Raw genomic sequence first — 22,590 nt, 5'->3', positions numbered from 1 at the left:
CGGGGTCTCACAGGTGGTCGGTACGGTTCTTGGCGTCGAGCAGGAGGGCGAGGAGCGCGTCGCGTTCGGCGACGAGCTCGGCCTCGGTGGTCCCGGCCAGCTCCTCGGCGACGCCTCGCGTGATCGCGCGGGCGAGACCGGGCGTGAGGCGCGGTGCGCCCAGGTCCGCCCACCACTCCTCCATGGGCGGGCCGAGGTGCTCCAGTACGTGCGCGATGCCGCCCTCGCCGCCCGAGAGGTGCTGGTTGAGGAACGGCCCCAGCAGCGCCCAGCGCAGACCGGGGCCGTGCGCGATGGCCGTGTCGATGTCGGCGACACTGGCCGCGCCCCGGTCGACGAGGGAGTACGCCTCGCGCCACAGCGCCGCCTGGAGCCGGTTCGCGACATGGCCGGGCAGCTCCTGGCGCAGCCGGATCGGCCGGCGGCCGAGGCCGCGGTAGAACGCCATCGCCCGCTCGACGGCGGCCTCGCCCGTCAGTTCCCCCGGCACGACCTCGACCAGCGGGATCAGGTGCGGCGGGTTGAACGGGTGCCCCACCAGGACCCGTTCGGGATGGGCCGCGCAGGCCCGCTGGATCCGGGACGGCAGCAGCCCGGAGGAGCTGCTCGCCAGGACCGTCTCCGGCGGGGCGGCGGCGTCGAGGACGGCGAAGACCTCGTCCTTGAGCTCGGGCCGCTCGGGCCCGTTCTCCTGGACGAAGCCGGCGTCCGCGACGGCCTCGGCGAGGTCCGCCGTGAACGTCAGGCGGGTCTGGTCGGCGGTGACGGCCGCCCGGAGCCTGGCCTCCGCGCCGGGCGCCGGGTCGGTCGCGACGACCTCGTGCCCGTACTGGAGGAAGAGGGTGGTCCAGGAGGCCCCGATGACACCGGTTCCTACGACGGCGATCCTCATGAGGCGCTCCCGCCCTTCGCGTCGCCGCGCGCGTCCCTGCCACGCGCTTCGTCGCCGCTCATGTCGCCGCCGCGCCGGGCGGCGTACGCGACGAAGGTGTCGAGCGAGCGGGGGTCCGCGAGGACGTCGGTGCTGGCGACGGACGCGGGGGCCGCGCCGAGGAGGATCCGCTTGACCGGGACCTCCAGCTTCTTGCCGGTGCGGTTGCGCGGGACGGCCGGTATGCGCTCGATGACGTCCGGGACGTGCCGGGGCGACAGTGCCGACCGGAGCGCCCGGGCGATCTTCGTACGGAGGGCGTCGTCCAGCTGGACCGGGCCGGAGAAGAAGAGCAGCAGCTCGCCGTTGCCCCCCTCGGGGTCCTCGATGTGGACGACGAGGCTGTCGTCGACCTCGGGCAGGTCCTCGACGACGGCGTAGAACTCCGCGGTGCCGAGCCGGACCCCGCCCCGGTTGAGGGTGGCGTCGGAGCGCCCGGCGACGACGCAGTGGCCCTCGGGCGCGAACCGCACCCAGTCGCCGTGCCGCCACACGCCCGGGTACTCCTCGAAGTACGCGGCGCGGTAGCGGGAGCCGTCGGTGTCGCCCCAGAAGCCGACCGGCATCGACGGCATGGGCTCGGTGATGACCAGTTCGCCCAGCTCGCCGACGACCCGCCGGCCTTCGGTGTCGTAGGCGTACGCGGCGACCCCGAGGCACGGGCCGGAGATCTCCCCGGCGCGCACGGTCTGGAGCGGGCTGCCCTGGAGGATGCCCGTGCACACGTCGGTGCCGCCGCAGCCGACGTTCAGGAGCACCCGGTCGCCGAACTGCTCGGCCACCCAGCGGAATCCGTCGGCGGCGAGCGGGCTGCCGGCCGCGCCGAGCTGGCGCAGCCGCGACAGGTCGAACTCCTCGGCGGGCCGGATCCCGGCCTTGCGGCAGGCCATCAGATAGCCGGGGCTGACGCCCATGAGCGTCGCCCCCGTCTCCTCCGCGATCCGCCACTGCTCACGCAGCTCGGGGTGGACCGGGTTGCCGTCGATCATCACGATCGAGGCGCGGACGAGCAGCGCCGAGACCAGGGTGTTCCACAGCATCCAGGCGGTGGTGCTGAACCAGAGCATCCGGTCGCCCGGCCGCAGGTCCCAGCTCAGCGCGTTGTTCTTCAGGTGCTCCAGGAGGATCCCGCCGTGGCGGTGGACGATCGCCTTGGGGATGCCGGTGGTGCCGGAGGAGAACAGCACGAACAGCGGATGGTCGAACGGCACGGGTTCGAAGGGCACGGGCCCGGGCGCCGGCTCGGCGAGCAGCTCCGCCCAGCCCAGCGCGTCGGGCAGCGTGTTCGGGCCGTACGGGACGTGGACGACCCGCTCCACGGTGGGGAGCAGCGCGGCGATCTCCGCCACCTCGGTACGGCGGTCGACGTCGCGCTCCCCGTACCGGTACCCGGCGACGGTGAGCAGCACCTTCGGTTCGAGCTGGGCGAACCGGTCGACCACGCTGCGTGGGCCGAACTCCGGCGCGCAGGCCGCCCAGACCGCTCCGATGCTCGCCGTGGCGAGGAAGGCCACCAGGGTCTCGGGGATGTTCGGCAGATAGGCGACGACGCGGTCGCCCTTGCGGACACCGAGGCGGAGGAGCCCGGCGCGGGCCCGGGCGACCTGGTCGCGGAGCTCGCCGAAGGTCAGTTCCATCGGCGCCCGGGTCTGGGAGTGGGCGACGACCGCGACGGCGTCGAGATCCTCGTCGCGGCCGAGCGCGTGCTCGGCGTAGTTGAGGGTCGCGCCGGGGAACCACTCGGTGTCCGGCATGGACCGGCGGCCCAGGGCGGCGGTCGGCGGGGTGTGGGGGCGGACGTCGAAGAACTCCCAGACCGAGGACCAGAAGCCTTCCAGGTCCGTGACGGACCACTGCCACAGGCTGTCGTAGTCGGGGAAGCTCAGCTTGCGCTCCGACTCCAGCCAGCGGAGGTAGCGGCCGATCTCCGACTCGTCCCTGACCCGGGGGCCGGGGGTGCTGAGGATCTCGCTCATCGGGTGACCTTTCCGGCGCGGCCGTCGAGGAACGCCCGCATGCGTTCCTGGGCGTCGCCGCTGCCGGCGGCGACGGCCGCCATCAGGGATTCGAGGAGGAGGCCGCCGGCGGGTGAGGCCTCGGCGATGCGGGGGAGGGCCTGGAGGACGGCGAAGTTGGTCAGTGGTGCGTTGGCCGCGATCCGCTCCGCGAGGTCCAGGGCCTTCGCCCGCGAGCCGCCCTCGTCGGTCAGGTAATGGGAGAGTCCGACGGCCTGGCCCTCGACGGCGTCGAGGACACGGCCGGTGAGCATCATGTCCGCCATCCGGTGCGCGCCGATCAGCCGGGGTATCCGGACCGAGCCGCCACCGCCGACGAAGAGTCCGCGCCGGCCCTCCGGCAGGGCGTAGAACGCGGAGGGTTCGGCCACGCGGAGGTGCGCGGCGGCCGCCAGCTCCAGACCGCCGCCGATGACCGCGCCCTTCAGCGCGGCGACCACGGGGACCCGTCCGCCCTCGATCGTGTCGAAGACGCGGTGCCACATGAGCGAGTGTTCCAGTGCCTCCTCGGTGGACCGCTCGGTCAGCTCGCCGAGGTCGAGCCCGGCCGAGAAGTGGTCGCCCTCGGCGTCCAGGACGACGGCCCGGACGTCGGCCCCCGGCTTCCGGAAGAACTCCTCGATGCCCAGCACCGTGGCGTCGTCGAGGGCGTTGCGCTTGGCGGGGCGGCAGAGCGTCAGGACCGCCACCCCGTCGCGGCGATCGATCGAAAGCGTGCTCAAGAAGGACTCCTCAATCATCAGGAATCCTGAGTATCGGAGGACGGGCTGCCGTCAGGCAAGGGGGGTTGCGCTAGAATTTTCGACAGGATTCCTGATGATGGAGGGGGGGAGCGAAGGTGACGGACACGACCACACCGCCGTCTCTGCTGTACTCGGTGAAACAGGTCGAGCTGGCCACCCGGGCCCGGCTCGACGAGCTGCTCAGGCCCTCGGGCGTCACCGCCCTCCAGTACACGGCCCTGACCGTGCTCGAACGCCGGGACGGCATGTCCTCGGCGGAGCTCGCCCGCAACTCCTTCGTCACGCCCCAGTCTATGTCCGACCTGGTCGGCGCACTGGAGCGGCGCGGCCTCATCGTCCGGTCCCCGGACCCGGCGAGCCGGCGGCGCCATGTCATCAGCCTCACCGACGAGGGCCGCGCCCTGCTCGCCCTCCACGCGCCGGCCGTCCAGCACCTGGAGGACGAGATGCTCACGGGCTTCACCGCCCGCGAGCGCACGGCCTTCCGCGACTTCCTCAACCGCTCCCGCGCGGCGCTCGGCTGAGCCGAGGCCGGCGGGGTCGGCGGTCACGCTTCGCCGTCGGACTCCGAGTCGCTGTCGTCCGCCACGGGCTGCTGGTTCAGGTCCGTCGCGAATGTCCTGGGACTGCGTCAGATCCTGGGAGGGTGACATGAACTGGGACGGGGTCGGCGTGCTCGAACCCTGGCTCGACTGCCCGTAGGAGACCGTCTGCTGGGAGTCCGAGTCCATGTGGACGTCCCCGTCGGTGTCGAGGCTCATGGTGTTCCCGGGCCGCGGCATCATCCGCTGGACGACGCCGTCCTGCCCGGACGCCGGCCCGGCCTCGTACCCCGGCTCGGTCCGGGGCGGGGGAGTGGTGCTCAGCACGCGCCGGGCGTTCAGCTCCGCCTCGCGTTCGAACGGTCCGACGGGTCGCTGACCCGCAGGCCGTCGCCGACGTCCGTCCCCGCGACCGGCCCCTGGCGCTGCTGGATGACGTGGGTCAGCTGTGGGCGAGGGTGCGCCTGTCCGCACCGCCGTCGCCGATGACGACATGGCTGCCGCTGGTGTAAGCGCGGGCGCCGACCTCCGCGGCCGAGGCGCGGGCGGCGCTGTCGTCCTGGATGCGGACGTCGGAGAAGTCGGCGCCGAGCCGTGCTTCCATGTCGGCCCGGGGCGCGCCGTCCAGGGGAGTGCCGCTGCCGCGCAGCACGTCGTGGACCGTGGAACGCTGCACCTGAGGCCGCTCGGCCGCCCCGTGACCGCACCCGGCGCCGTGCCGGTGTTCCTCCTGCGCCCAGGAGCGACCGGCTCGGCGCAGCATCTGTACGACGGCGGCGTTGCCCGCGCCGCTCCGGAAGGCGATCGGCTCCGCCGGCGTACCCCCGCGGAGAGCGGCCGGGGGTCCGGCGAGCGTACGGTCGGCCGCCGCGGCGTCGGGGCCTCGGGTCTGTTCGTCGGCGCGCATCGGGTCCTCTCGCGAGCGGCGCGGTGGGACGCGCCGGACTCCGAAAGTCCGGCGCCTTCACGCCTCTTGACTCGGAGGAAGTCTCCCGACGGCCGCCAACGTTCTGCTAACGCGACGTCAGCGGCGGCCGCACCCGGCAGGAGGTATCCGACGCCGATTGTTCAGACAGGCCCCTACGGCTCCTGGACGACGGGCTCGACCACGAAGACCGGGATCTCGCGGTCCGTCTTCCGCTGGTAGTCCGCGTAGTCGGCGAAGGCCTCGACGGCCCGCTCCCACCACGCCTGCCGCTCCTCGCCCGTGACGATCCTGGCCTTCATGTCCCAGGTCCGCGTGCCGTCACGCAGCTCGACGAGCGGTGTGGCGACCAGGTTGTGGTACCAGACGGGGTGCTTCACCGCCCCGCCGTTCGACGCCACCAGCGCGTACGCGCCCTCGTGCTCCACGCGCATCAGCGGCGTCTTGCGGAGCTTGCCGCTCCGCGCGCCGACGTTCGTCACCAGGACCACGGGCATGCCCCGCATCGTGGTGCCCTCCGTGCCACCGGACGACTCGTACAGCTCGACCTGCTCGCGGACCCACTCCGACGTGCTGGGCTCGTACTCACCTTCGAGGGGCATGGCTGTCCGTCCTTTCGTCTGCACCTGCGTCTGCCGCGGCGACCGGCATCCGAACACCGACTCCGCACACCCCACGACGCTATCCGACCCACCGCCGCTCCGGTTACGGGAAGGGCGGCGGCGCGCGGGGTCTCGCGACAGTGCCGAGGAGGTCTTTCCGATGAGGTGACAGGCGCGGCCTCTCGATGTGTCGCACCGCTGTGTACAGGGGTTTTGTGGTCGGATAGGCGCCGCCGACGGCGCCCCGTCGAGAATCCCTCTTCGGCTTCCGGAGGGGAATGCGCCGAAGGCGATCGATCGGCTGGTGACTGTTCGAGCTTCGTCGACTGTCGGGAATGACGGTGATTCCGGCACCGAGCGACTGGCAGCCCGGACTCCCGCCGTCCGGAAGCCCCCTGTCGGCCGTCGGCGGCTGACGCGCGAGGACAGGACCCGAGGAGATGGGGAGCCGGATGGATCAGATGCGTCAATGGATCGCCGCGGCCGAGGCCGAGCTGGACCGTGAGCTCGCCCTCGAACGGCTGCGTGGCTCGACCGTCGCGCGGTCGCCGGCGCCCGCGGCGGCGGGTCACGCCGCCGCGGCCTGGGAACAGGCCCGCGCCCTCGCTCGTGACAGCGCCGGACCGCCACTGCCCGTCGTCACCCGCGACCTCGACGCGGCTCTCGGGCACGCCCTCGCCGGACCGCTGACGGCCCTCACCGACCTCCCGCCGTTCGACACCTCGGCCAGGGACGGCTGGGCCGTCGCGGGACCCGGGCCGTGGCGCCTGTCGGCCGGCGGTGTCCTGGCGCGAGGGCACGAGTGGCGTGCGGGCGAGGTCCTCCTGCCCGCCGGGACGCCCGTGACCCCGTCCGTCGTCGGCCTGGCGGCCGCGGCCGGTTACGACCGGCTGGCCGTGCACCGCCGCCCCCGCGTGGAACTCCTCCTCCTCGGACACGAGTTGCTCCCGTCCGGCCCGCCCCGCGAGGGCCGCGTCCGCGACGCGCTCGGGCCGCTCCTCCCACCCTGGCTGCACCGTCACGGCGGCGCCGACGTGATCGGCCGCCGCCTCGTGGCGGACGACTTCGCACCGCTGCGAGACCTCCTGCGCGACTCCACCGCCGATGTCGTCGTCACCACCGGCAGCACGGCCGCCGGGCCCATGGACCCTCTGCACACCGCTCTCGGCGACCTGGGCGCGCGGCTCCTCCTCGGCTCCGTCGCCGTACGGCCCGGACACCCCATGCTGCTCGCCGCACTGCCAGCGGCCCCCGACGGCCGCCCCCGCCTCCTGGTCGGTCTGCCCGGCGACCCGCCGGCCGCCGTCGCCGGTACGGTCACCCTCGCCGTACCCCTGCTGCGCCGCCTGGGCGGCCACACGGACCCCGAGCCGCTCCGGACGGCCGCCGCCGCTGCCCTGCCGGGGCACCCGCTCGACACCCGGCTCCTCCCGGTGCGGCGCCTGCCGCACGGGGTCGGGCCGCTGCCGTCCGACGGACCGGCGATGCTGCGCGGTCTCGCGGTCGCCGACGGTCTCGCGGTCGTCCCGCCCGGCGGCGTACCGGCGGGGGCCGACGTCGAGGTCCTGGAAGTGCCGGGGCGGTGACCGCCAGGACGGGCAGCGGAGAACTGGCACCGCGGGGCGAGAGCGGACCGCCGCCGGCTTCCCGGTCCGAGCCCCGGACGTCCGGCCGGGCGGGCTCCGCCGCGCACGGCTACGCTGACGCCGCCCCATTGATCCATGTCTGTGTACATGTCCTTGCTCGACGGGAGCCCCATGGTCGTCGCCCAGCGCGTCCTCGCACCCACCTCCCCGGCGGCCGTCTTCCTGGTGGCCACCGTGGCTCCCGGCGGGGAGGCGGCCGTACGGGACGCGCTCCAGGACCTGGCGGGTCTGACCCGTTCGGTGGCGTTCCGGTCCCCGGAATCCGCGCTGAGCTGCGTCGTCGGCCTGGGCTCGGACGTCTGGGACCGACTGATCGCCGGCCCACGTCCGCGCGACCTGCACCCCTTCGCGCCCCTGCGCGGTCCCCGCCACCGCGCGCCGGCGACCCCGGGCGACCTGCTGTTCCATCTGCGCGCCCGGCGCATGGACCTCTGCTTCGAACTGGCCCGGCTGATCCTGGACCGGCTCGGTGGCGCGGTGACGGTCGTCGACGAGGTCCACGGCTTCACCTACTTCGACCAGCGCGACCTGCTCGGCTTCGTCGACGGCAGCGAGAACCCCGCGGGCACGGCCGCCGCCGACGCGGTGCACATCGGCGGCGAGGATCCGGACTTCCGTGGCGGAAGCTACGTCGTCGTGCAGAAGTACCTCCACGACATGACCGCCTGGGACTCCCTCACCGTCGAGGAGCAGGAGCACGTCATCGGCCGCACCAAACAGGCCAACGTCGAACTGCCCGACGGCGTCAAACCGTCCGACTCGCACGTCGCGCTCAACACGGTCGTGGACGACGACGGCGCCGAGCAGCAGATCCTCCGCCAGAACATGCCGTTCGGCCACGTCGGCAGCGGTGAGATGGGCACCTACTTCATCGGATACGCCCGCACGCCCGCCGTCACCGAGCGGATGCTGCGCAACATGTTCCTCGGGGATCCCCCGGGCACCACGGACCGCATCCTCGACTTCTCCCGCGCCGTCACCGGCTGCCTCTTCTTCGTCCCGAGCGCCGACCTGCTCGACGACCTCCCCGCCGCCCCGTCCGCGGCCGCCGTGAGCCCCGGGGAGTCCCTGGGCATCGGCAGCCTGAAAGGAGCCCCCGCGCCATGACGACTCCCGACGTGACGAACAACCTGCACCGTGAACTCGCCCCGATCACCCCCGCGGCCTGGGCGGAGATCGAGGAGGAGGCCCGCCGCACCTTCCGGCGCCACGTCGCCGGCCGTCGCGTCGTCGACGTGCCGGAACCGGCGGGCCCCGGGCTCGCCGCCGTCGGTGTCGGCCACCTCGCCCACATCGCGCCGCCCGCGCCCGGTGTCTCGGCGCGGCTGCGCGAGGCGCGGCCGATCGTCGAACTGCGGGTACCGTTCACCGTCTCCCGGGCCGCCGTCGACGACGTCGAGCGCGGCTCCAAGGACTCCGACTGGCAGCCCGTCAAGGACGCGGCGCGCACCATGGCGTTCGTCGAGGACCGGACGATCTTCGACGGTTACGGTGCCGCCGGCGTCGAGGGACTGCGCTCCCGGTCGTCCAACCCGGTCGTGCGCCTGCCCACCGAGCCGCGCGAGTACCCCGACGCCGTCAGCCGGGCCCTGACGGCGCTCCGGCTCGTCGGCGTCGACGGCCCGTACGCGCTGCTGCTCGGCGCCGACCAGTACCGCGCGGTCAGCGAGACCTCCGACCACGGGTACCCGATCGCCGCCCACCTGGGCCGCATGCTCGACGGCTCCCCGATCTGGGCACCGGCGCTCAGCGGCGGCTTCGTGCTGTCCACCCGGGGCGGTGACTTCGAGCTGCGGCTCGGCCAGGACGTGGCGATCGGCTACACGAGCCATGACGCGGACAGCGTCGAGCTGTACTTCCACGAGACGCTGACCTTCCTCGCGTACACCGACGAGGCCGTGGTCGTCCTGGAGGCCTGAGCCGTGAACCGCCGGCTGTCCGGGAAGCGCCGGCTGTCCGACACCGTCCCGCGACTCGTCGGAGCGACGGTCGTCGGGGCGGCGACCGGGGTGGCCCCGTCGGCGGCCTCTCGGACACCCCGACGGGCGTCCTCGCCGGCATCGCCACGGCGGAGACCCTCTTCGTCGTCACGGGGTGGCTCGTGCTGTGGCCCATGGACGCGGCCACCACCCACCGCAACGTCCGGCGGGAGGAGTTCCGCCCCGTCGTCGAGGAGCTCGTCGTCGGGACCGCCGTGTGCGGTCTCGTCGGCATCATCGTGATGCTCCTCGTCGGCCACTCGGACCTGGGCCACGCCGCCGCCTCGACCGCGCTCTGCGGCGTCTTCATGGCCTGGGCGGCGCTCCACCTGATGTACGCGGCCCGCCACGCGTACGACTACTACGCCCTGAAACCCGGCGGCGGGATCGACTTCAACACCGAAGACCCGCCCCGGTACAGCGACTTCCCGTACTTCAGCTTCAACCTCGGCATGACCTACCAGGTCTCCGACACGAACGTCTCGAAGTCCTCGATCCGGGCCATCGTCCTCCGGCACTGCCTGCTGTCGTACGTCTTCGGCGCCAGCATCCTGGCCACCACCGTCAATCTGGTGACCGGGATCGTCACGGGCTGAGCCGGCGGCGTCGCCTCAGCCGCGCCACCAGGGTTCGCGGACGTAGCGGCTCTCGGTGCTCGTGCACCCCAGGCCGTTGGAGACCTGCTCGGAGTCGAGGTTCCAGCCGACGACGCCGTTGCCCTTGCGGCCCAGCTCGATCAGCCGGTCGGTCCGGGTCTCCGTGCCGTCGGTCACCCGGCACGCGACGATCGACGTCCACGCCTGCCCGTCCAGCGCCGAGACGAACGCCAGGAACGGCAGCACGGCCACGGTCAGGGACAGCGCCACCCACTGCTCGACGGCGGCGGCCCGCCGCAGCCAGGAGGACGGCCGATAGCCGGCGTCCGGGTGGGCGGAGTCCCGCTGGGCGGCGTCCCGGTGGGCGGTGTCGCGCTGGGCGGGCCCGCCGTGCCCGGCGTCGTGGTGCCGGTGCGAACGGCGGCGGCCCGTGCGGTACTCCACGACCACGCCCTGCCGCAGCGCGTACGCCGCGAGTCCCGTCGCGAGCCCCCACCAGGGGCCGAAGAAGCACGCGTCGATGACCGCGACCGCGAGCGGGTTGACGACCGTCAGCGCCGCCCGGCGGACGGCTCCGGCGAAGCCGCCGCCCAGGGGGACCGAGCCGCGCGCGGCGAACAGGGCGAACACCACACGGGAGACGACCACGGCGAGCACGGACCCGAGGAGCGGGTCGGTGATGACCATGCCGAGCAGGACGTCCGGCCAGTTCCCCGGCTCCATGCCGACGAGCACGTCCCGCACCGCGTCGCCGCCGCCGACCGTGTAGGCGACCTTCGCGACCGGTACGGCGAGGGCGAGCGCCATCAGGACGGTGTGCCCGGGACCGCCCTTGCGATCGACCTGCTGCGCCTGGTGTGCCTGGTCTGCCTGCTGCGTCCCCTGCGTCCCCTGCGTCTGCTCCGCCTGTGTCGGCGGCTCGTTCCGTTCGGCCCGTGCGTCTATGACGGTTCGCCCTTGCCGTCCTGGCCGCCGAGCGAGACCACGGTCGCCGTCGTCCGGCCCGCGGGCGTGGCGTACGTGACGGTGTCCCCGGCGCGGTGGCCGAGCAGCGCGCGGCCGAGCGGGCTGTCGGCGGTGACCATCGTCGCGTCCCGGACCTCGGCGACCTCGCCGATCTGGACGGTCGTCTCCGTGGCGTCCGCGAACCGCACGGTCACGGTGCTGCCGACGCCGACCGTGTCGGTGCTCGGCGGCCCGGCGACGGCGCCCTCGCGCAGCCGCCCCTCGATCAGGGCGATGCGGGCGTCCAGGCGCTGGATGTCGGTGGCGCGCTGCAGCTCGTCGGCCTGGTCCGCGCGGTCGCCCACCGGATCGTCGCCGCCGTCGCGCAAGGTCACGGCGACCGTCTCGCGCTCGGTGCGCAGGTCGGCGAGTTCGCGCTCGAACGCCGCACGGGCGGCGGCGCTGAGAGACTCGGGTCCACCGGTCATGTCTGATCCCGTCGGGCGGGCGGCACGGATGCGTGCCGCGCATCGGTCACGGCAAATTCGAAGGTATCAGGATGAGAGGGGCATAACGCCGTTCTCCGACCCGCCGTCAGGAGGTGGGCGTTTTCCATGGGTTCGGCGGGATTTCGATTGCGGGCATGGCAAATGCATGACAAGCACCCAGCTTCCTTGAGCCACGCCCGTAGACCGGCCAGGCTCTGACCACCCGGAGCGCCCCACACGGCTCCCGGCCGTGCGTGTGACCCACACGCGCCCCCCGCGGTCGCGCCGCCCCCACACGAGGCGCGACGTCGAAGAGGAGGACTCCCTCGTACGGCACTCCCGCAGCACACCAAGGCCCGGCTCGCGCTCCGCCGTCGCCTCCGTCGAGAAGAACCAGGTCTACCGCGCCGACGCGACGCAGACCAACGCCTCCTGGGGCCTGGACCGCGTCGACCAGGCGAACCTGCCGCTCAACGGCACGTACGCCTACCCCGACACGGCCGGCGGGGGCGTCACCGCGTACGTCATCGACACCGGCGTCCGGATCTCGCGCGCGCAGCTCGTCGGCAGGGCCGTGCACGGGTACGGCACCGTCGCCCGGGACGGCAACGGACACGGCACGCACGTCGCCACCACCATCGCGGGATCGACGTACGGCGTGGCCAAGGCCGCGAAGATCGTCGCCGTCCGCGTCCTCGACAACGCGGGCTCCGGCACCACCGCCGGCGTCATCGCGGGCATCGACTGGGTCACCTCCCACCACACGGCGGGGGCACCGGCCGTCGCCAACCTCTCCCTCGGCGGCGGCGTTTCCGACGCCCTCGACAGCGCGGTGAAGAACTCCATCTCGGACGGTGTCACCTACGCCGTCGCCGCGGGCAACTCCGGTACCAACGCCTCCTCCACGTCGCCCGCCCGGGTCGCCGCCGCCATCACCGTCGGCGCCACGAGCACCACCGACGCCAAGGCGAGCTGGCCCAACTACGGCTCCGTGCTGGACCTCTTCGCCCCCGGTGTGTCGATCACGGCGGGCTGGAACACGAGCGACACGGCCACCAACACGATCTCGGGCACCTCGATGGCCACCCCGCACATCGCGGGCGCCGCCGCCGTCTACCTCGCGGGCCACACCTCCGCCACTCCGGCGCAGGTCGCGACCGCTCTGGTGAACGGCGCGACCCCGAACAAGGTGACCAGCCCGGGCAGCGGCTCGCCCAACCGCCTGCTGCGGATCGTCCCGTGAGGCGCGGGTGACCGGTCGGGGGTCTTGCGCGGATCCCCGACCCTCTCTACCCTCCGGGCTCATTGGTTAGGAAAACTTCCTAACCAATGAGCTTCGTAGGAAAGGGAGTTGTCATGCGTCGACGAAGCGTCTCGCTTCTCGGGCTCGCCGGACTGCTGGTGCTGCCCCTGACGTCGGTTCCGCAGGCCCTGGCCCAGGTGCCGGTGCAGCCGCGGGCGCAGGACCTGGCGGTGGCCGCCGACAGTCTGGTCTCCGCCGGAAAGCCGGCGACGGCCTCGTCCGTCGAGGCCTCGGGCTTCGCACCCGGTCTGGCGGTGGACGGCAACACCGCCACCCGCTGGGCCAGTCTGGAGGGCATCGACCCGCAGTGGATCAAAATAGATCTCGGCGCGACGCACACCGTCTCCCGGGTCAAGCTCAACTGGGAGGCCGCCTACGGCAAGGCGTACAAGATCCAGACCTCGGCCGACGGGTCGACCTGGACCGACGTCTACGCGACCACGACCGGTGACGGAGCAGTCGACGACCTCACCGTCTCCGGCAGCGGCCGGTACGTCCGCATGCACGGAACCACACGCGGCACGCCGTACGGCTACTCCCTCTGGGAGTTCGAGGTCTACGGCACCCCGAGCGGCGGCGGCGTCCCCGGTGGGCCGGCCGTCCCCTTCGGCAGCCACCTCAAGCCCTACACCGCGGGCACCCTGAAGCCCACCGGCACCCAGGCCGCCGTCGACCAGAAGGTCGTCGACTACTACAACAAGTGGAAGGCCGCCTTCGTCCGGCAGAACTGCGGCAACGGCTGGTACCAGATCATCTCGCCGGACGCCGACCACCCGTACGTCGCCGAGGCGCAGGGATACGGCATGGTCGTCACCGCGACCATGGCGGGCGCCGACCCCGACGCGAAGAAGATCTTCGACGGTCTCGTGAAGTGGAAGATCGACCACCCGTCCTCGGTCAACCCGAACCTCCTCGCCGCCGAACAGGACGTCGCCTGCAAGAGCGTCAACGGCGGAGACGGCGCCACCGACGGCGACATGGACGTCGCCTACGGCCTGCTCCTCGCCGACAAGCAGTGGGGGAGCGCCGGCACCTACAACTACAAGGACCTCGCGCTCAAGCACATCGCGGCGATCAAGAAGGACGAGCTCAACGCGACGACCAAGCTGCTGAAGCTCGGCGACTGGAGCAGCTCCGGCGACCAGTACTACTACATCTCCCGCACCTCGGACTGGATGGTCGACCACTTCCGCGCCTTCCGTACGGCCTCCGGCGACACGACCTGGGACGCCGTGCGCAGCGCGCACCAGACCCAGATCACGCGGCTCCAGTCGACGTACGCGTCCGGCACCGGCCTGCTGCCCGACTTCGTCGTGGACACGAACACGACGCCCAAGCCCGCGCCCGGCCAGGTCCTGGAGGACCCGAACGACGGCGCGTACTGGTGGAACGCGTGTCGCACCCCGTGGCGCATCGCGGACGACGCGGTGACCAGCGGGGACGCCGGCTCGCTCGCCGCCGCGCGCAAGCTCAACAGCTGGATCAAGACGAAGACCGGCGGCGACCCGAACAAGATCGCCATCGGGTACAAGCTCAACGGCACCCAGATCGCGGCGGGCAGCGAGGCCGCCTTCTTCGCGCCGTTCGCCGTGGCGGCGATGACCGACCCGGGCAGCCAGGCCTGGCTGGACGCCCTCTGGAACAAGATGCTGGTCACGCCGGTCGACACGAGCAGCTACTTCTCGGCCAGCATCCAGCTCCAGGTCATGATCACGGCCTCGGGGAACCACTGGGTTCCGTAGGGGCCGGGAGCGCGCCGCTCCACGCGGAGCACCGCGCGTCAGAAACGCGGAGCACCGCGCGTCAGAAACGCGGAGCACCGCGCGTCAGAAACGCGGCGCGCCGCACCTCCTGGAAGGGAAGTGCGGCGCGCCGTCGTGCGGTTCGTGACCTCGGTGAATCAGACCGCGGGGGCCGGGAAGGTCGGGTACTCCACGCCGGAGACGTGCTGGACGACCCGGATGACCTGGCACGAGTAGCCGAACTCGTTGTCGTACCACAGGTAGAGGATCGCGTTGTCGCCGTCGACCTTGGTCGCGCCGGCGTCGACGATCGACGCGTGGCGCGAGCCGACGAAGTCCATCGAGACGGCGTCGGGGGCCGTGGTGAAGTCGATCTGACGCTTCAGCGGCGAGTGCAGCGAGACGTCGCGGAGGTACTCGAGGACCTCTTCGCGGGTGGTCTCACGGCCCAGGCGCAGGCTCAGGATGGCGATCGAGACGTCCGGCACCGGCACGCGGATCGAGCTGCCGGTGATCGGGGCCTTGAGGTCCGGCAGCGCCTTGGCGACGGCCGAGGCGGCACCGGTCTCGGTGATCACCATGTTCAGCGGCGCCGAGCGGCCGCGGCGGTCGGCCTTGTGGTAGTTGTCGAGCAGGTTCTGGTCGTTCGTGAACGAGTGGACCGTCTCGACGTGGCCGCGGAGCACGCCGTACTCGTCGTCCATCGCCTTCAGCGGCGGGACGATCGCGTTGGTCGTGCAGGACGCGCAGGACAGGATCTTCTCGTCCGGCTTGACCGTCTCGTGGTTCACACCGTGCACGATGTTCGGCACGTCGCCCTTGCCGGGCGCGGTCAGGACGACCTTGTCGATGCCGGGGCGCAGGTGCTTGGAGAGGCCCTCGCGGTCGCGCCACTTGCCGGTGTTGTCGATCAGGATGGCGTTGTCGATGCCGTACGCCGTGTAGTCGACCTCGGAGGGGTCGTTGGCGTAGATGACCTTGATCGTGTTGCCGTTGGCGACGATCGTGCTGTTCGCCTCGTCGACCGTGATCGTGCCCTGGAACTGGCCGTGGATCGAGTCGCGGCGCAGCAGCGAGGCGCGCTTCACGAGGTCCTGGTCGCCGCCGCCGCGGACGACGATCGCGCGCAGGCGCAGACCGTTGCCGGAACCGGCCTTCTCGATCAGGAGGCGGGCGACGAGCCGGCCGATGCGGCCGAAGCCGTAGAGGACGACGTCACGGCCGTCGCGGCGCTCGATCTTGTTCTCGCCGGTGGCGCCGGCGACGGCCTCGGCGGTGAACTCGGCCACGGTGAGACCGCGGTCGTCGGTCTTGTAGTCCGCGGCCAGCACGCCGATGTCGATCTGGCAGGGGCCGAGGTCGAGCGTCGTGAGCGTCTGGAGGAACGGGAGCGTCTCGGTGACCGAGAGCTCCTCGCCGTCGATCTGCCGGGCGAAGCGGTGGGTCTTGAGGATGCTGACCACCGACTTGTTCACCAGGGAGCGGCTGTGGACCAGGACGGTGACGTCCTGCTCCCGGTGCAGCTTCCCGATGATCGGGATCATCGACTCCGCGATCTCCTCGCGGTTCTTCCAGCTGGTGAACGAGTCGTCATTGACAGTCACAAGTTTATCTTTCGAGCTAGGCGGCGCTCATATGGTAACCCCAGGTCCGTTCGCCGTTTCAGAGGGGTGGCGCATCCCACGCCCGGCCGCGGAGCGCCGCTCGCGCAGGCGCGCCAGACGCTCCTCCAGGGCCACCCGGCGCGCGGGCCACTCCTCGGCCACGATCGAGAAGACGGCGGAGTCGCGGAGCCGGCCCTCCTCGCCCGGGACCCAGGAGGGGGCCGCGTTCCGCAGGACGCCCTCCAGGGTCGCCCCCACCCGCTCGATCGCCGCCCGGGAGCGGGCGTTGCGCGCGTCCGTCTTGAGGTCGACCCGCGCCACGCCCCAGGTCTCGAAGGCGTGCCGGAAGAGCAGGTGCTTGGCTTCGACGTTCACACCGGTGCCCTGCGCCGAGGCGGCGAGCCAGGTGAAGCCGATCTCGATCGCGTACAGACCCCCACCGGACGGCCAGTGGCGCGGATCCCAGAAGGAGGTGGCGCCGACCACCCGGCCGGTCGCCACGTCCACCTGCGCGTACGGCGCGAGCCTGCCGTCGGCGGCGCGGGCCAGCTGGGTGTCGACGTAGGCCCCGGCCCCGTCCCGCCCCGGCACCCAGGTGAACCGGTACGAGTCCCGGTTCTCCTCCGCCGCCTCGGCGAGACCGGCGGCGTGCCGGTGTCCCAGCGGCTCCAGGCGCACGAACGCGCCCTCCAGCACCGGCCCTGCCAGCGTGAAACCCATCGTTCCGCACCCCGTGTACGCGTCGAGCCGTCGTCGATCACCGAACGGTGAGTCGATCACCGGACGGTGAGCAGAATCGCAGAGTCCCGCCGTCGGGGCACCCCTGTTCCAGCTGCTGGTCAGAAGAGAGGCCCGTCAGCGGAAGGCGACCGTCCGGAAGACCTCGCGGACCCGGGCCAGCGGGCCGGGGTCCCGGGTGAAGTACAGCCGGTTCGTGAGGAGGACCGCCCAGCGGCCGCGCGCGGGGGAGACCCACAGGCCCGTGCCGGTGAAGCCGAAGTGCGCCCAGACGTCGTCCGCCGGGCCGGTGCCGGGCGCCGGGTGCCAGAAGAGCCCGCGCGGCGGGGTGAGCGCGCCGGTCCGGACCTGTAACGACGACGCCGTCCACTCCGCGGAGAAGGTCCCGGGCACCGGGGCGAGGAGGTGCCGCAGGAACCGGCCGATGTCGCCGGCCGTGGTGAAGACGCCGGCGATCCCGCAGGCACCGCCGAGCAGCCGGGCCGAGAAGTCGTGGACGGTCCCGCGCAGCGGGGCGCCGCTCTCCTCGTCGTACTCGGTGGGAGCGCAGCGCTCCCGGGCCTCGGCGGACAGCGGTCCGTACCGGGTCTCCGTCATGCCGAGCGGCGTCCAGACCCGGTCCTGCGCGAGCCGGGTCAGCGGGACGCGCGTGAGGTGCTCGGCGAGGTAGCCGAGGATCAGGGCCGCCCGGTCGGTGTAGGCGACGGCCTCCCCGGGCCGGTGCCGCAGGGGCTCCGCGAGCACCCCGTCCCGGACGTCCTGCGGGTCGGAGCCGTACAGGGGCCGCAGATTGGCGCGCAGCGGCAGCCCGGCGGTGTGGGTGAGGAGGTTCAGGGCCGTGACGCCCGCGAGGGGCCGCCCCGCGGCCTCGGGCCAGTACGTGCCCAGCGGCGCGTCCGGCTCCAGCTTCCCCGCGTCGACGAGGGTGCCGATCACGGCCCAGACCGTGAGGATCTTGGTCAGGCTCGCGACGTCGAAGAGCGTGTCCCGGAGCATCGGCCCGCCGGGCCGCGCGGGATCGAGCGCGCCGACGGCGCCCTCGGAGAGGGTGGTCCTGGCGTCGCCCACGGCCCACACGGCACCGGGGTACACGCCCGCGCGCACACCGTCGTCGAGGAGCCGGTCGAGGGGATCACCGCGCTGGGCCGTGGGGTCGCGGGGCTCGGCCGTGGTATCGCCGCGCTGGGCCGTGGTATCGCCGCGCTGGGCCGTGGGGTCGCTGGGCTGGACCAAGGCGTGCCTCCGGCGGGTCGGGGCGGACCCGTCCGGGGGCCTGCGGGCCGGACCGCCGAGTCCCTGACGGGCCGTGCTCCGGAGTCATGCCCGGGAGGTGGTGGAAGACACCCTTCCGTCAGCTCCTGTCCCAGGACGTCACTTGCACGTGACCTCGTCACGCGGGGTGTAGTGGGTCTTGAAGGTCTCCCGCTTCACCTCGGCGCCACCGTCCTTGAAGACCCGGTCCACCGAGATGTCGAAGCCCTCCAGGGGCGGCTGGGGCATGCAGGCCTCGCCGGTGCCCTCGCGCTTCGCGGGCTCCTTGAGGTTGGTGCGCGGCCCGGCGACCGCCTCCACGGCGTCGTACTTCTTCGTCCCGAGGAAGCTCACGGTGACCGAGGAGTCCGTCGCGCTCGCCTTGATGTAGATCGGCTTGCCCGAGTCGTTGCGGAACTTCAGGTCCAGGCTGCCCCAGGCGACCGTCGCCTCGCGGCCCGCCGGGTAACGCTCGATGTAGAAGGAGTGGGCGCCGTACTCGACGGGCTTCACGCCCGCGAAGAACATCGCGTTGAAGACGGTCGTGGCCATGGCCGACACGCCACCGCCCGGCGCGGACCGGTACTGGCCGTCGAGGATCATCGTGCCGTCCACGAAGCCGTTGTCGGCGGTGCGCTCGCCGACCGTCTTGTTGAAGCTCCACACCTCGCCGGGCTGCACGACCGAGCCGTTGATCAGCTCGGCGGCCCGGCCGATGTTCGTCGTCCGGTAGGGCGCGGTGGGGAAGTCCACCGTGAAGGTCGACATCTGCTCGGTGATGCCGAGGCTGGCCAGGGAGTCGGCGGTGAGCTCGGGCTGCGTCACGGTGGTGGCCACCGGAGCCGTACGGGCCGTGGCGCCCGACTTGGACAGCAGCGGGCGCACGGCGTCGCCGAGGGCCTTCGCGGTGACCTCGTGCCCCGGCCTGCCCTCCGACTCGACGACGACCTTGCCGTCCCGCACCCCGAGGGTCGCTTCCACCGGGGCGCCCGTCATGGACGCGAGGGGCCGGGCGACGTCGGGGTCGCGGAGGAGGGCCTCGGCGTCGAGCGAGGCGCCGAGCCTGCCGTTCTCGGCCTTCACGGTGAGGTGGTCGGCGAGCGTGGCGGGGGAGATCCGCAGCCGCTCGGTACCGGCCGTGAGCGTCACCGGGCCGGAGACGGCGGGCTTCGCGTACGTGTCGAGGAAGCGGGTGACCTCGGAGTCGCCCAGCTTCGGCTCCGTCACGGTGACGGGGAGGGTCACGGACGAGGCGCCCGAGGCGGCGGGGTAGGCCGCGCGGAGCGTCTCGACGGCCCGCCCTGTGTCCAGCTGCTGGCCGGTCACCGCCCGGGTCGCGACCGCCTCGCCGTTTCGGAAGGCGACGGAGCCCTCGCGGACCTTCCGGTCGTTCTTCTTGGCGAGCTCGGCCACGGCGGCCTTCGCCTTGGCCTCGTCGTAGGCGAACACCGGCCGGATGTCGCGCTCGCCCGAGGAGAAGAGCCGCCCGATGACGGTCACGGGGTCGCGGGACGGGTCGGCCGCCAGGTCGGCGGTCTTCTCCACGTCCACGGTCAGGCCCGCGGCGGCGGGGGAGACGGTGGACGCCCGGTCGCCGACCGTGACGGGTATCGGCGCGCTCCAGGCGGCCGGGGCCTCGGCCGCGAGCTTCGCCCGCGCCTCGGCGCGGCTCATGCCGCCGACATCCACTCCGGCGACGCTGGTGCCGTCGGATATGTCGTCCCCGGCGGTGAGCAGGCCCGCCACGTACAGGCCGCCCGCGGCGACGGCCACCACACCCGTCGCGATCGCCGCCGTCCGGAGGCGCGGGCTGCGCCCCTCGCGGGGCGTCGGGGCATGGTCGGTCCTGGAGCGGGGCACACGCTCTCCCGGGGCGTCGAGGATGGGGGGATCTCCACGACGGTACGCCGAAAGAGTGTCAAATGCACATAAAGCAGCGCTGACCTGCGGGGATACGGAGCGAGGCGGAAGGGGTACGGACCGTTCCGAGGTACGGGGAGAGGCGCCGCACGCGGGCCCCTGAGCATGGGCCGCACGCGGCCCCTGAGCTGAGCCGCACACGGCCCCTGAGCTGAGCCGCACGCGGCCCCCTAAGCTGGAACGATGCCCTCCACCCCGCGCCCGAGCCCGCGTGCGAGCGCAAGCCCCAGCGCAAACCCGAGTCCCGGACCGCAGTCCGTCGACCGGGCCCTCGCCGTACTCGACGCCGTCGCCGACGCCGACCGGCCCGTCGGGGCGAAGGCGCTGGCGCGACGGCTCGGCTGTGCGCTGTCGACCGTCTACCACGTCACCGGCCCCCTGCTCGCGCGCGGCTACCTCGTCCGCACCGCCGACGGGTACGCCCCCGGTCCCAGGGTCCCCGCCCTGCACCGCTCCCACCAGCGCCACCACGGCCTCGGGACCGGGACCGGCGAGCTCCTCGGCCGGCTCCGCCGGGCCACCGGGGCGGAGGCATACCACACGGCGTACCGGGACGGCCTGATCACCGTCGTCGACACCACCGCCCCCGTGACCGACGCCACCCACCCCTTCACCCCCGGGCCCGAGGACCGCGCGCACGCGACCGCCCACGGCAAGGCCCTCCTCGCCGCACTCCCGCGCCCGCTGCGCCGCCGCTATCTCGCGGAGCACGGCATGGCCCGCTTCACCGAGCGGACCATCACCAGCGCCGAGCGCTTCGAGGCGGAGGCCGCCCGGGTGCGCGACCAGGGATTCGCCGTGTCGGTGGGCGAGGCGGACCTCGCCTACACCTGCCTCGCCGTGGCGCTCCCCGAGCGCGGCGACGGCATCGTGCACGCGCTGTCCGTCTCGCTCCCCACCACGGAGTTCGGACGGCGGCAGGGAGAGATCCGGGCCGCGCTCGCCCGTGCCGTACCCGAGTTTCCGGCCCTGCCGGAATCCTGACCGGCCCGGCTGGTCCCACCGGAGGGGGCCGCCGCAGGGTGGACGCATGATCTTCATCGCCGTCCGTTTCACCGTCCGCCCCGACCACGCCGACCACTGGCTCGACCGGGTCGCCGAGTTCACCCGCGCCACCCGCGAGGAGCCCGGCAACCTCTTCTTCGACTGGTCCCGCAGCGTCGACGACCCGAACGTCTTCGTCCTCCTGGAGGCGTTCGCCGACGCCGGGGCCGGCGCCGCCCACGTCTCCTCCGCCCACTTCGCGGCGGGCCTCGCCACCATGGCCGGAGCCATCGCCTCCACCCCCGAGATCATCAACGTCGAGGTCCCGCAGCAGGGCTGGGGCGCCATGGCCGAGCTCGCCCCGGCCGACGCCTGAGCACCCCGGGCCGCCCCGCCCCGCCTGATAGGTTCGCGGGAAACGCAGGCGGGGCGGCGGCCCGAGGGGAGAAGCGGCACATGGCGGTGAGCGGACGGCAGACCGGCAGGCCCACCCTGGAAGAGGTCGCGGCCCGGGCCGGAGTCGGCCGCGGCACGGTCTCCCGGGTCATCAACGGCTCCCCGAAGGTGAGCGAGCAGGCCAAGGCCGCCGTCGAACAAGCCGTCGCCGAACTCGGCTACGTCCCCAACCGCGCCGCCCGCGCCCTCGCCGGCAGCCGCACCGACGCCGTCGCCCTGGTGATCCCCGAGACCGAGGCGCGCCTCTTCGCCGAGCCGTACTTCCTCGACATCATCCGCGGCGTCAGCACGGAACTCGCCGACGCCGACAAGCAGCTGCTGCTCACCCTGATCCGCAGTGAGCAGGAGCGCCAGCGCTTCGAGCAGTACCTCGCCGCCCAGCGCGTCGACGGCGTCCTGCTCGTCTCCGTCCACGGCGACGACCCGCTGCCCGACCAGGTCCGCGCCCTCGGCCTGCCCGCCGTCCTCAACGGCCGCCGCCGCGAGGACGAGCGCGTCGCCTTCGTCGACTCCGACAACACCGGCGCCGGCCGGACCGCCGTCGCCCACCTCGCCGCCCGCGGCCGGCGCGCGATCGCCACCATTACCGGCCCCCTCGACATGTACGTGGCCCGCTGCCGCCTCGACGGCTACCGCGAGGGCCTGGCGGAGGCCGGACACGCCCCCGACCAGGATCTCGTCGCCAACGGCGACTTCACCGAGGAGGGAGGCCGGCGCGCCATGTGGGAACTCCTGGACCGCAGGCCCGGCCTCGACGCCGTCTTCGCCGCCTCCGACGTGATGGCGGCCGGGGCGCGCGCGGTCCTGCGCGAGGCGGGCCGCCGGGTCCCCGAGGACGTCGCGCTCGTCGGCGTCGACGACTCGGCGGTCGCCCGGCACATGGACCCGCCGCTGACGAGCGTCCGGCAGCCCATCGAGGAGATGGGCCGCACGATGGCCCGCCTGCTCCTCCAGGAGATCGCCGCCCCCAGCGACCCGGACGAGCAGCCCCGCCACATGCTGCCCACCGAGCTGGTCGTCCGCGCCTCGTCCTGACGCGGTCCCGCCGACGCGGTCCCCCGCGGACGCGCCCCGCCCGGCCGAGAGCGGACGCGCCCCGCCCGGCCGAGAGCGGACGCGCCCCGCCCGGCCGAGAGCGGACGCGCCCCGCCCGGCCGAGAGCGGACGCGCCCCGCCCGGC

At 73.0% G+C, this 22,590-nt stretch carries 20 protein-coding genes and 1 pseudogene; 10 read left to right on the top strand and 11 right to left on the bottom strand.

Annotated elements, in window-relative coordinates; genetic code table 11:
* Positions 1–7: 7 nt before the first annotated feature.
* Genes ACWFR1_RS13100 through ACWFR1_RS13090 form a run of 3 tightly spaced genes read right to left on the bottom strand, consistent with a single transcriptional unit; the run spans position 8 to position 3,668 of the window.
* A complete protein-coding gene (locus tag ACWFR1_RS13100; protein WP_453549950.1) occupies positions 8–892 on the bottom strand; it encodes a 3-hydroxyacyl-CoA dehydrogenase NAD-binding domain-containing protein in 885 nt (294 codons plus the stop codon).
* Positions 889–2,907 carry an acetoacetate--CoA ligase gene (locus ACWFR1_RS13095; RefSeq protein ID WP_453549948.1) on the bottom strand — a complete coding sequence of 673 codons (2,019 nt, stop codon included), beginning with the start codon at positions 2,905–2,907 and terminating at the stop codon, positions 889–891. The genes ACWFR1_RS13100 and ACWFR1_RS13095 overlap by 4 nt, the downstream gene beginning before the upstream one ends.
* Positions 2,904–3,668 (bottom strand): crotonase/enoyl-CoA hydratase family protein, encoded by a 765-nt coding sequence (locus tag ACWFR1_RS13090; RefSeq protein WP_453549946.1) that lies wholly within the window; start codon positions 3,666–3,668, stop codon positions 2,904–2,906. Before ACWFR1_RS13090 ends, ACWFR1_RS13095 begins: the two co-directional genes overlap by 4 nt.
* Before the next feature lie 116 nt (positions 3,669–3,784).
* Between ACWFR1_RS13090 and ACWFR1_RS13085 the strand changes: the two genes are divergently transcribed.
* Positions 3,785–4,213, top strand: coding sequence for a MarR family winged helix-turn-helix transcriptional regulator (locus tag ACWFR1_RS13085; RefSeq protein WP_453549944.1), 429 nt, complete (start codon positions 3,785–3,787; stop codon positions 4,211–4,213).
* Between the two features lie 460 nt (positions 4,214–4,673).
* On the opposite strand, the gene ACWFR1_RS13080 is transcribed toward ACWFR1_RS13085, so the two are convergent.
* Positions 4,674–5,138, bottom strand: a complete 465-nt coding sequence (locus ACWFR1_RS13080) for an eCIS core domain-containing protein (RefSeq protein WP_453549941.1) — start codon at positions 5,136–5,138, stop codon at positions 4,674–4,676.
* A gap of 173 nt (positions 5,139–5,311) precedes the next feature.
* The gene (locus tag ACWFR1_RS13075) at positions 5,312–5,758 is read right to left on the bottom strand and encodes a nitroreductase family deazaflavin-dependent oxidoreductase (protein WP_453549938.1); all 447 of its coding nucleotides are present in this window, start codon (positions 5,756–5,758) and stop codon (positions 5,312–5,314) included.
* A gap of 452 nt (positions 5,759–6,210) precedes the next feature.
* On the opposite strand from ACWFR1_RS13075, the gene ACWFR1_RS13070 reads away from it, so the two are divergent.
* From ACWFR1_RS13070 to ACWFR1_RS13055, 4 genes and pseudogenes are all read left to right on the top strand, one after another.
* Positions 6,211–7,344 (top strand): molybdopterin-binding protein, encoded by a 1,134-nt coding sequence (locus ACWFR1_RS13070; protein ID WP_453549936.1) that lies wholly within the window; start codon positions 6,211–6,213, stop codon positions 7,342–7,344.
* Between the two features lie 171 nt (positions 7,345–7,515).
* Positions 7,516–8,511, top strand: coding sequence for a Dyp-type peroxidase (locus ACWFR1_RS13065; protein WP_453550128.1), 996 nt, complete (start codon positions 7,516–7,518; stop codon positions 8,509–8,511).
* Positions 8,508–9,323: a family 1 encapsulin nanocompartment shell protein gene (locus ACWFR1_RS13060; protein ID WP_453549934.1), complete on the top strand. Its 816-nt coding sequence runs from the start codon at positions 8,508–8,510 to the stop codon at positions 9,321–9,323. Before ACWFR1_RS13065 ends, ACWFR1_RS13060 begins: the two co-directional genes overlap by 4 nt.
* A gap of 33 nt (positions 9,324–9,356) precedes the next feature.
* Positions 9,357–9,979: pseudogene (locus ACWFR1_RS13055) on the top strand (DUF1345 domain-containing protein).
* A 15-nt stretch (positions 9,980–9,994) separates the two neighbouring features.
* Here the strand turns inward: ACWFR1_RS13055 and ACWFR1_RS13050 are convergent.
* Both ACWFR1_RS13050 and ACWFR1_RS13045 read right to left on the bottom strand, forming a co-directional pair.
* Positions 9,995–10,786 (bottom strand): hypothetical protein, encoded by a 792-nt coding sequence (locus ACWFR1_RS13050; protein WP_453549931.1) that lies wholly within the window; start codon positions 10,784–10,786, stop codon positions 9,995–9,997.
* Between the two features lie 134 nt (positions 10,787–10,920).
* Positions 10,921–11,412, bottom strand: coding sequence for a GreA/GreB family elongation factor (locus tag ACWFR1_RS13045; protein ID WP_453549929.1), 492 nt, complete (start codon positions 11,410–11,412; stop codon positions 10,921–10,923).
* A gap of 250 nt (positions 11,413–11,662) precedes the next feature.
* Here ACWFR1_RS13045 and ACWFR1_RS13040 point away from each other — a divergent pair, with 250 nt between their 5' ends.
* A complete protein-coding gene (locus ACWFR1_RS13040; protein ID WP_453549926.1) occupies positions 11,663–12,655 on the top strand; it encodes a S8 family peptidase in 993 nt (330 codons plus the stop codon).
* A 113-nt stretch (positions 12,656–12,768) separates the two neighbouring features.
* Positions 12,769–14,457: a glycosyl hydrolase family 8 gene (locus tag ACWFR1_RS13035; RefSeq protein WP_453549924.1), complete on the top strand. Its 1,689-nt coding sequence runs from the start codon at positions 12,769–12,771 to the stop codon at positions 14,455–14,457.
* 158 nt (positions 14,458–14,615) lie between these two features.
* Here the strand turns inward: ACWFR1_RS13035 and ACWFR1_RS13030 are convergent, their stop codons facing one another.
* The 4 genes from ACWFR1_RS13030 to ACWFR1_RS13015 form a co-directional block, all read right to left on the bottom strand.
* On the bottom strand, positions 14,616–16,061 hold the full coding sequence (locus ACWFR1_RS13030) for a glyceraldehyde-3-phosphate dehydrogenase (RefSeq protein ID WP_453549922.1): 1,446 nt from the start codon (positions 16,059–16,061) through the stop codon (positions 14,616–14,618).
* Positions 16,062–16,088: 27 nt separating this feature from the next.
* Entirely contained in the window at positions 16,089–16,781 is a 693-nt protein-coding gene (locus ACWFR1_RS13025; protein ID WP_453549919.1) for a GNAT family N-acetyltransferase, read from the bottom strand.
* Positions 16,782–16,916: 135 nt separating this feature from the next.
* A complete protein-coding gene (locus ACWFR1_RS13020) occupies positions 16,917–18,032 on the bottom strand; it encodes a serine hydrolase domain-containing protein (protein WP_453549916.1) in 1,116 nt (371 codons plus the stop codon).
* A gap of 138 nt (positions 18,033–18,170) precedes the next feature.
* Positions 18,171–19,910, bottom strand: coding sequence for a VanW family protein (locus tag ACWFR1_RS13015; protein WP_453549913.1), 1,740 nt, complete (start codon positions 19,908–19,910; stop codon positions 18,171–18,173).
* 243 nt (positions 19,911–20,153) lie between these two features.
* On the opposite strand from ACWFR1_RS13015, the gene ACWFR1_RS13010 reads away from it, so the two are divergent.
* The 3 genes from ACWFR1_RS13010 to ACWFR1_RS13000 all read left to right on the top strand — a co-directional run bounded on the left by ACWFR1_RS13010 (position 20,154) and on the right by ACWFR1_RS13000 (position 22,445).
* Positions 20,154–20,954 carry an IclR family transcriptional regulator gene (locus ACWFR1_RS13010; protein ID WP_453549910.1) on the top strand — a complete coding sequence of 267 codons (801 nt, stop codon included), beginning with the start codon at positions 20,154–20,156 and terminating at the stop codon, positions 20,952–20,954.
* Between the two features lie 46 nt (positions 20,955–21,000).
* Positions 21,001–21,330, top strand: coding sequence for a putative quinol monooxygenase (locus ACWFR1_RS13005; RefSeq protein ID WP_453549907.1), 330 nt, complete (start codon positions 21,001–21,003; stop codon positions 21,328–21,330).
* An 80-nt stretch (positions 21,331–21,410) separates the two neighbouring features.
* A complete protein-coding gene (locus ACWFR1_RS13000) occupies positions 21,411–22,445 on the top strand; it encodes a LacI family DNA-binding transcriptional regulator (RefSeq protein ID WP_453549905.1) in 1,035 nt (344 codons plus the stop codon).
* Positions 22,446–22,590: the final 145 nt, after the last annotated feature.

This window comes from Streptomyces sp. NPDC055103 (assembly GCF_053607625.1).
Note: the sequence above shows the minus strand (reverse complement) of the source record. Positions and strands in the feature narration are given on the sequence as shown.

Bases quoted from the DNA above. Each gene is read 5' to 3' on its own strand.
- ACWFR1_RS13005 (WP_453549907.1), top strand. From the start codon at position 21,001: ATGATCTTCATCGCCGTCCGTTTCACCGTCCGCCCCGACCACGCCGAC.
- ACWFR1_RS13035 (WP_453549924.1), top strand. From the start codon at position 12,769: ATGCGTCGACGAAGCGTCTCGCTTCTCGGGCTCGCCGGACTGCTGGTG.
- ACWFR1_RS13095 (WP_453549948.1), bottom strand. From the start codon at position 2,907: ATGAGCGAGATCCTCAGCACCCCCGGCCCCCGGGTCAGGGACGAGTCG.
- ACWFR1_RS13000 (WP_453549905.1), top strand. From the start codon at position 21,411: ATGGCGGTGAGCGGACGGCAGACCGGCAGGCCCACCCTGGAAGAGGTC.
- ACWFR1_RS13075 (WP_453549938.1), bottom strand. From the start codon at position 5,758: ATGCCCCTCGAAGGTGAGTACGAGCCCAGCACGTCGGAGTGGGTCCGC.
- ACWFR1_RS13045 (WP_453549929.1), bottom strand. From the start codon at position 11,412: ATGACCGGTGGACCCGAGTCTCTCAGCGCCGCCGCCCGTGCGGCGTTC.
- ACWFR1_RS13060 (WP_453549934.1), top strand. From the start codon at position 8,508: ATGACGACTCCCGACGTGACGAACAACCTGCACCGTGAACTCGCCCCG.
- ACWFR1_RS13100 (WP_453549950.1), bottom strand. From the start codon at position 892: ATGAGGATCGCCGTCGTAGGAACCGGTGTCATCGGGGCCTCCTGGACC.
- ACWFR1_RS13025 (WP_453549919.1), bottom strand. From the start codon at position 16,781: ATGGGTTTCACGCTGGCAGGGCCGGTGCTGGAGGGCGCGTTCGTGCGC.
- ACWFR1_RS13065 (WP_453550128.1), top strand. From the start codon at position 7,516: ATGGTCGTCGCCCAGCGCGTCCTCGCACCCACCTCCCCGGCGGCCGTC.
- ACWFR1_RS13080 (WP_453549941.1), bottom strand. From the start codon at position 5,138: ATGCGCGCCGACGAACAGACCCGAGGCCCCGACGCCGCGGCGGCCGAC.
- ACWFR1_RS13010 (WP_453549910.1), top strand. From the start codon at position 20,154: ATGCCCTCCACCCCGCGCCCGAGCCCGCGTGCGAGCGCAAGCCCCAGC.
- ACWFR1_RS13070 (WP_453549936.1), top strand. From the start codon at position 6,211: ATGGATCAGATGCGTCAATGGATCGCCGCGGCCGAGGCCGAGCTGGAC.
- ACWFR1_RS13050 (WP_453549931.1), bottom strand. From the start codon at position 10,786: ATGGCGCTCGCCCTCGCCGTACCGGTCGCGAAGGTCGCCTACACGGTC.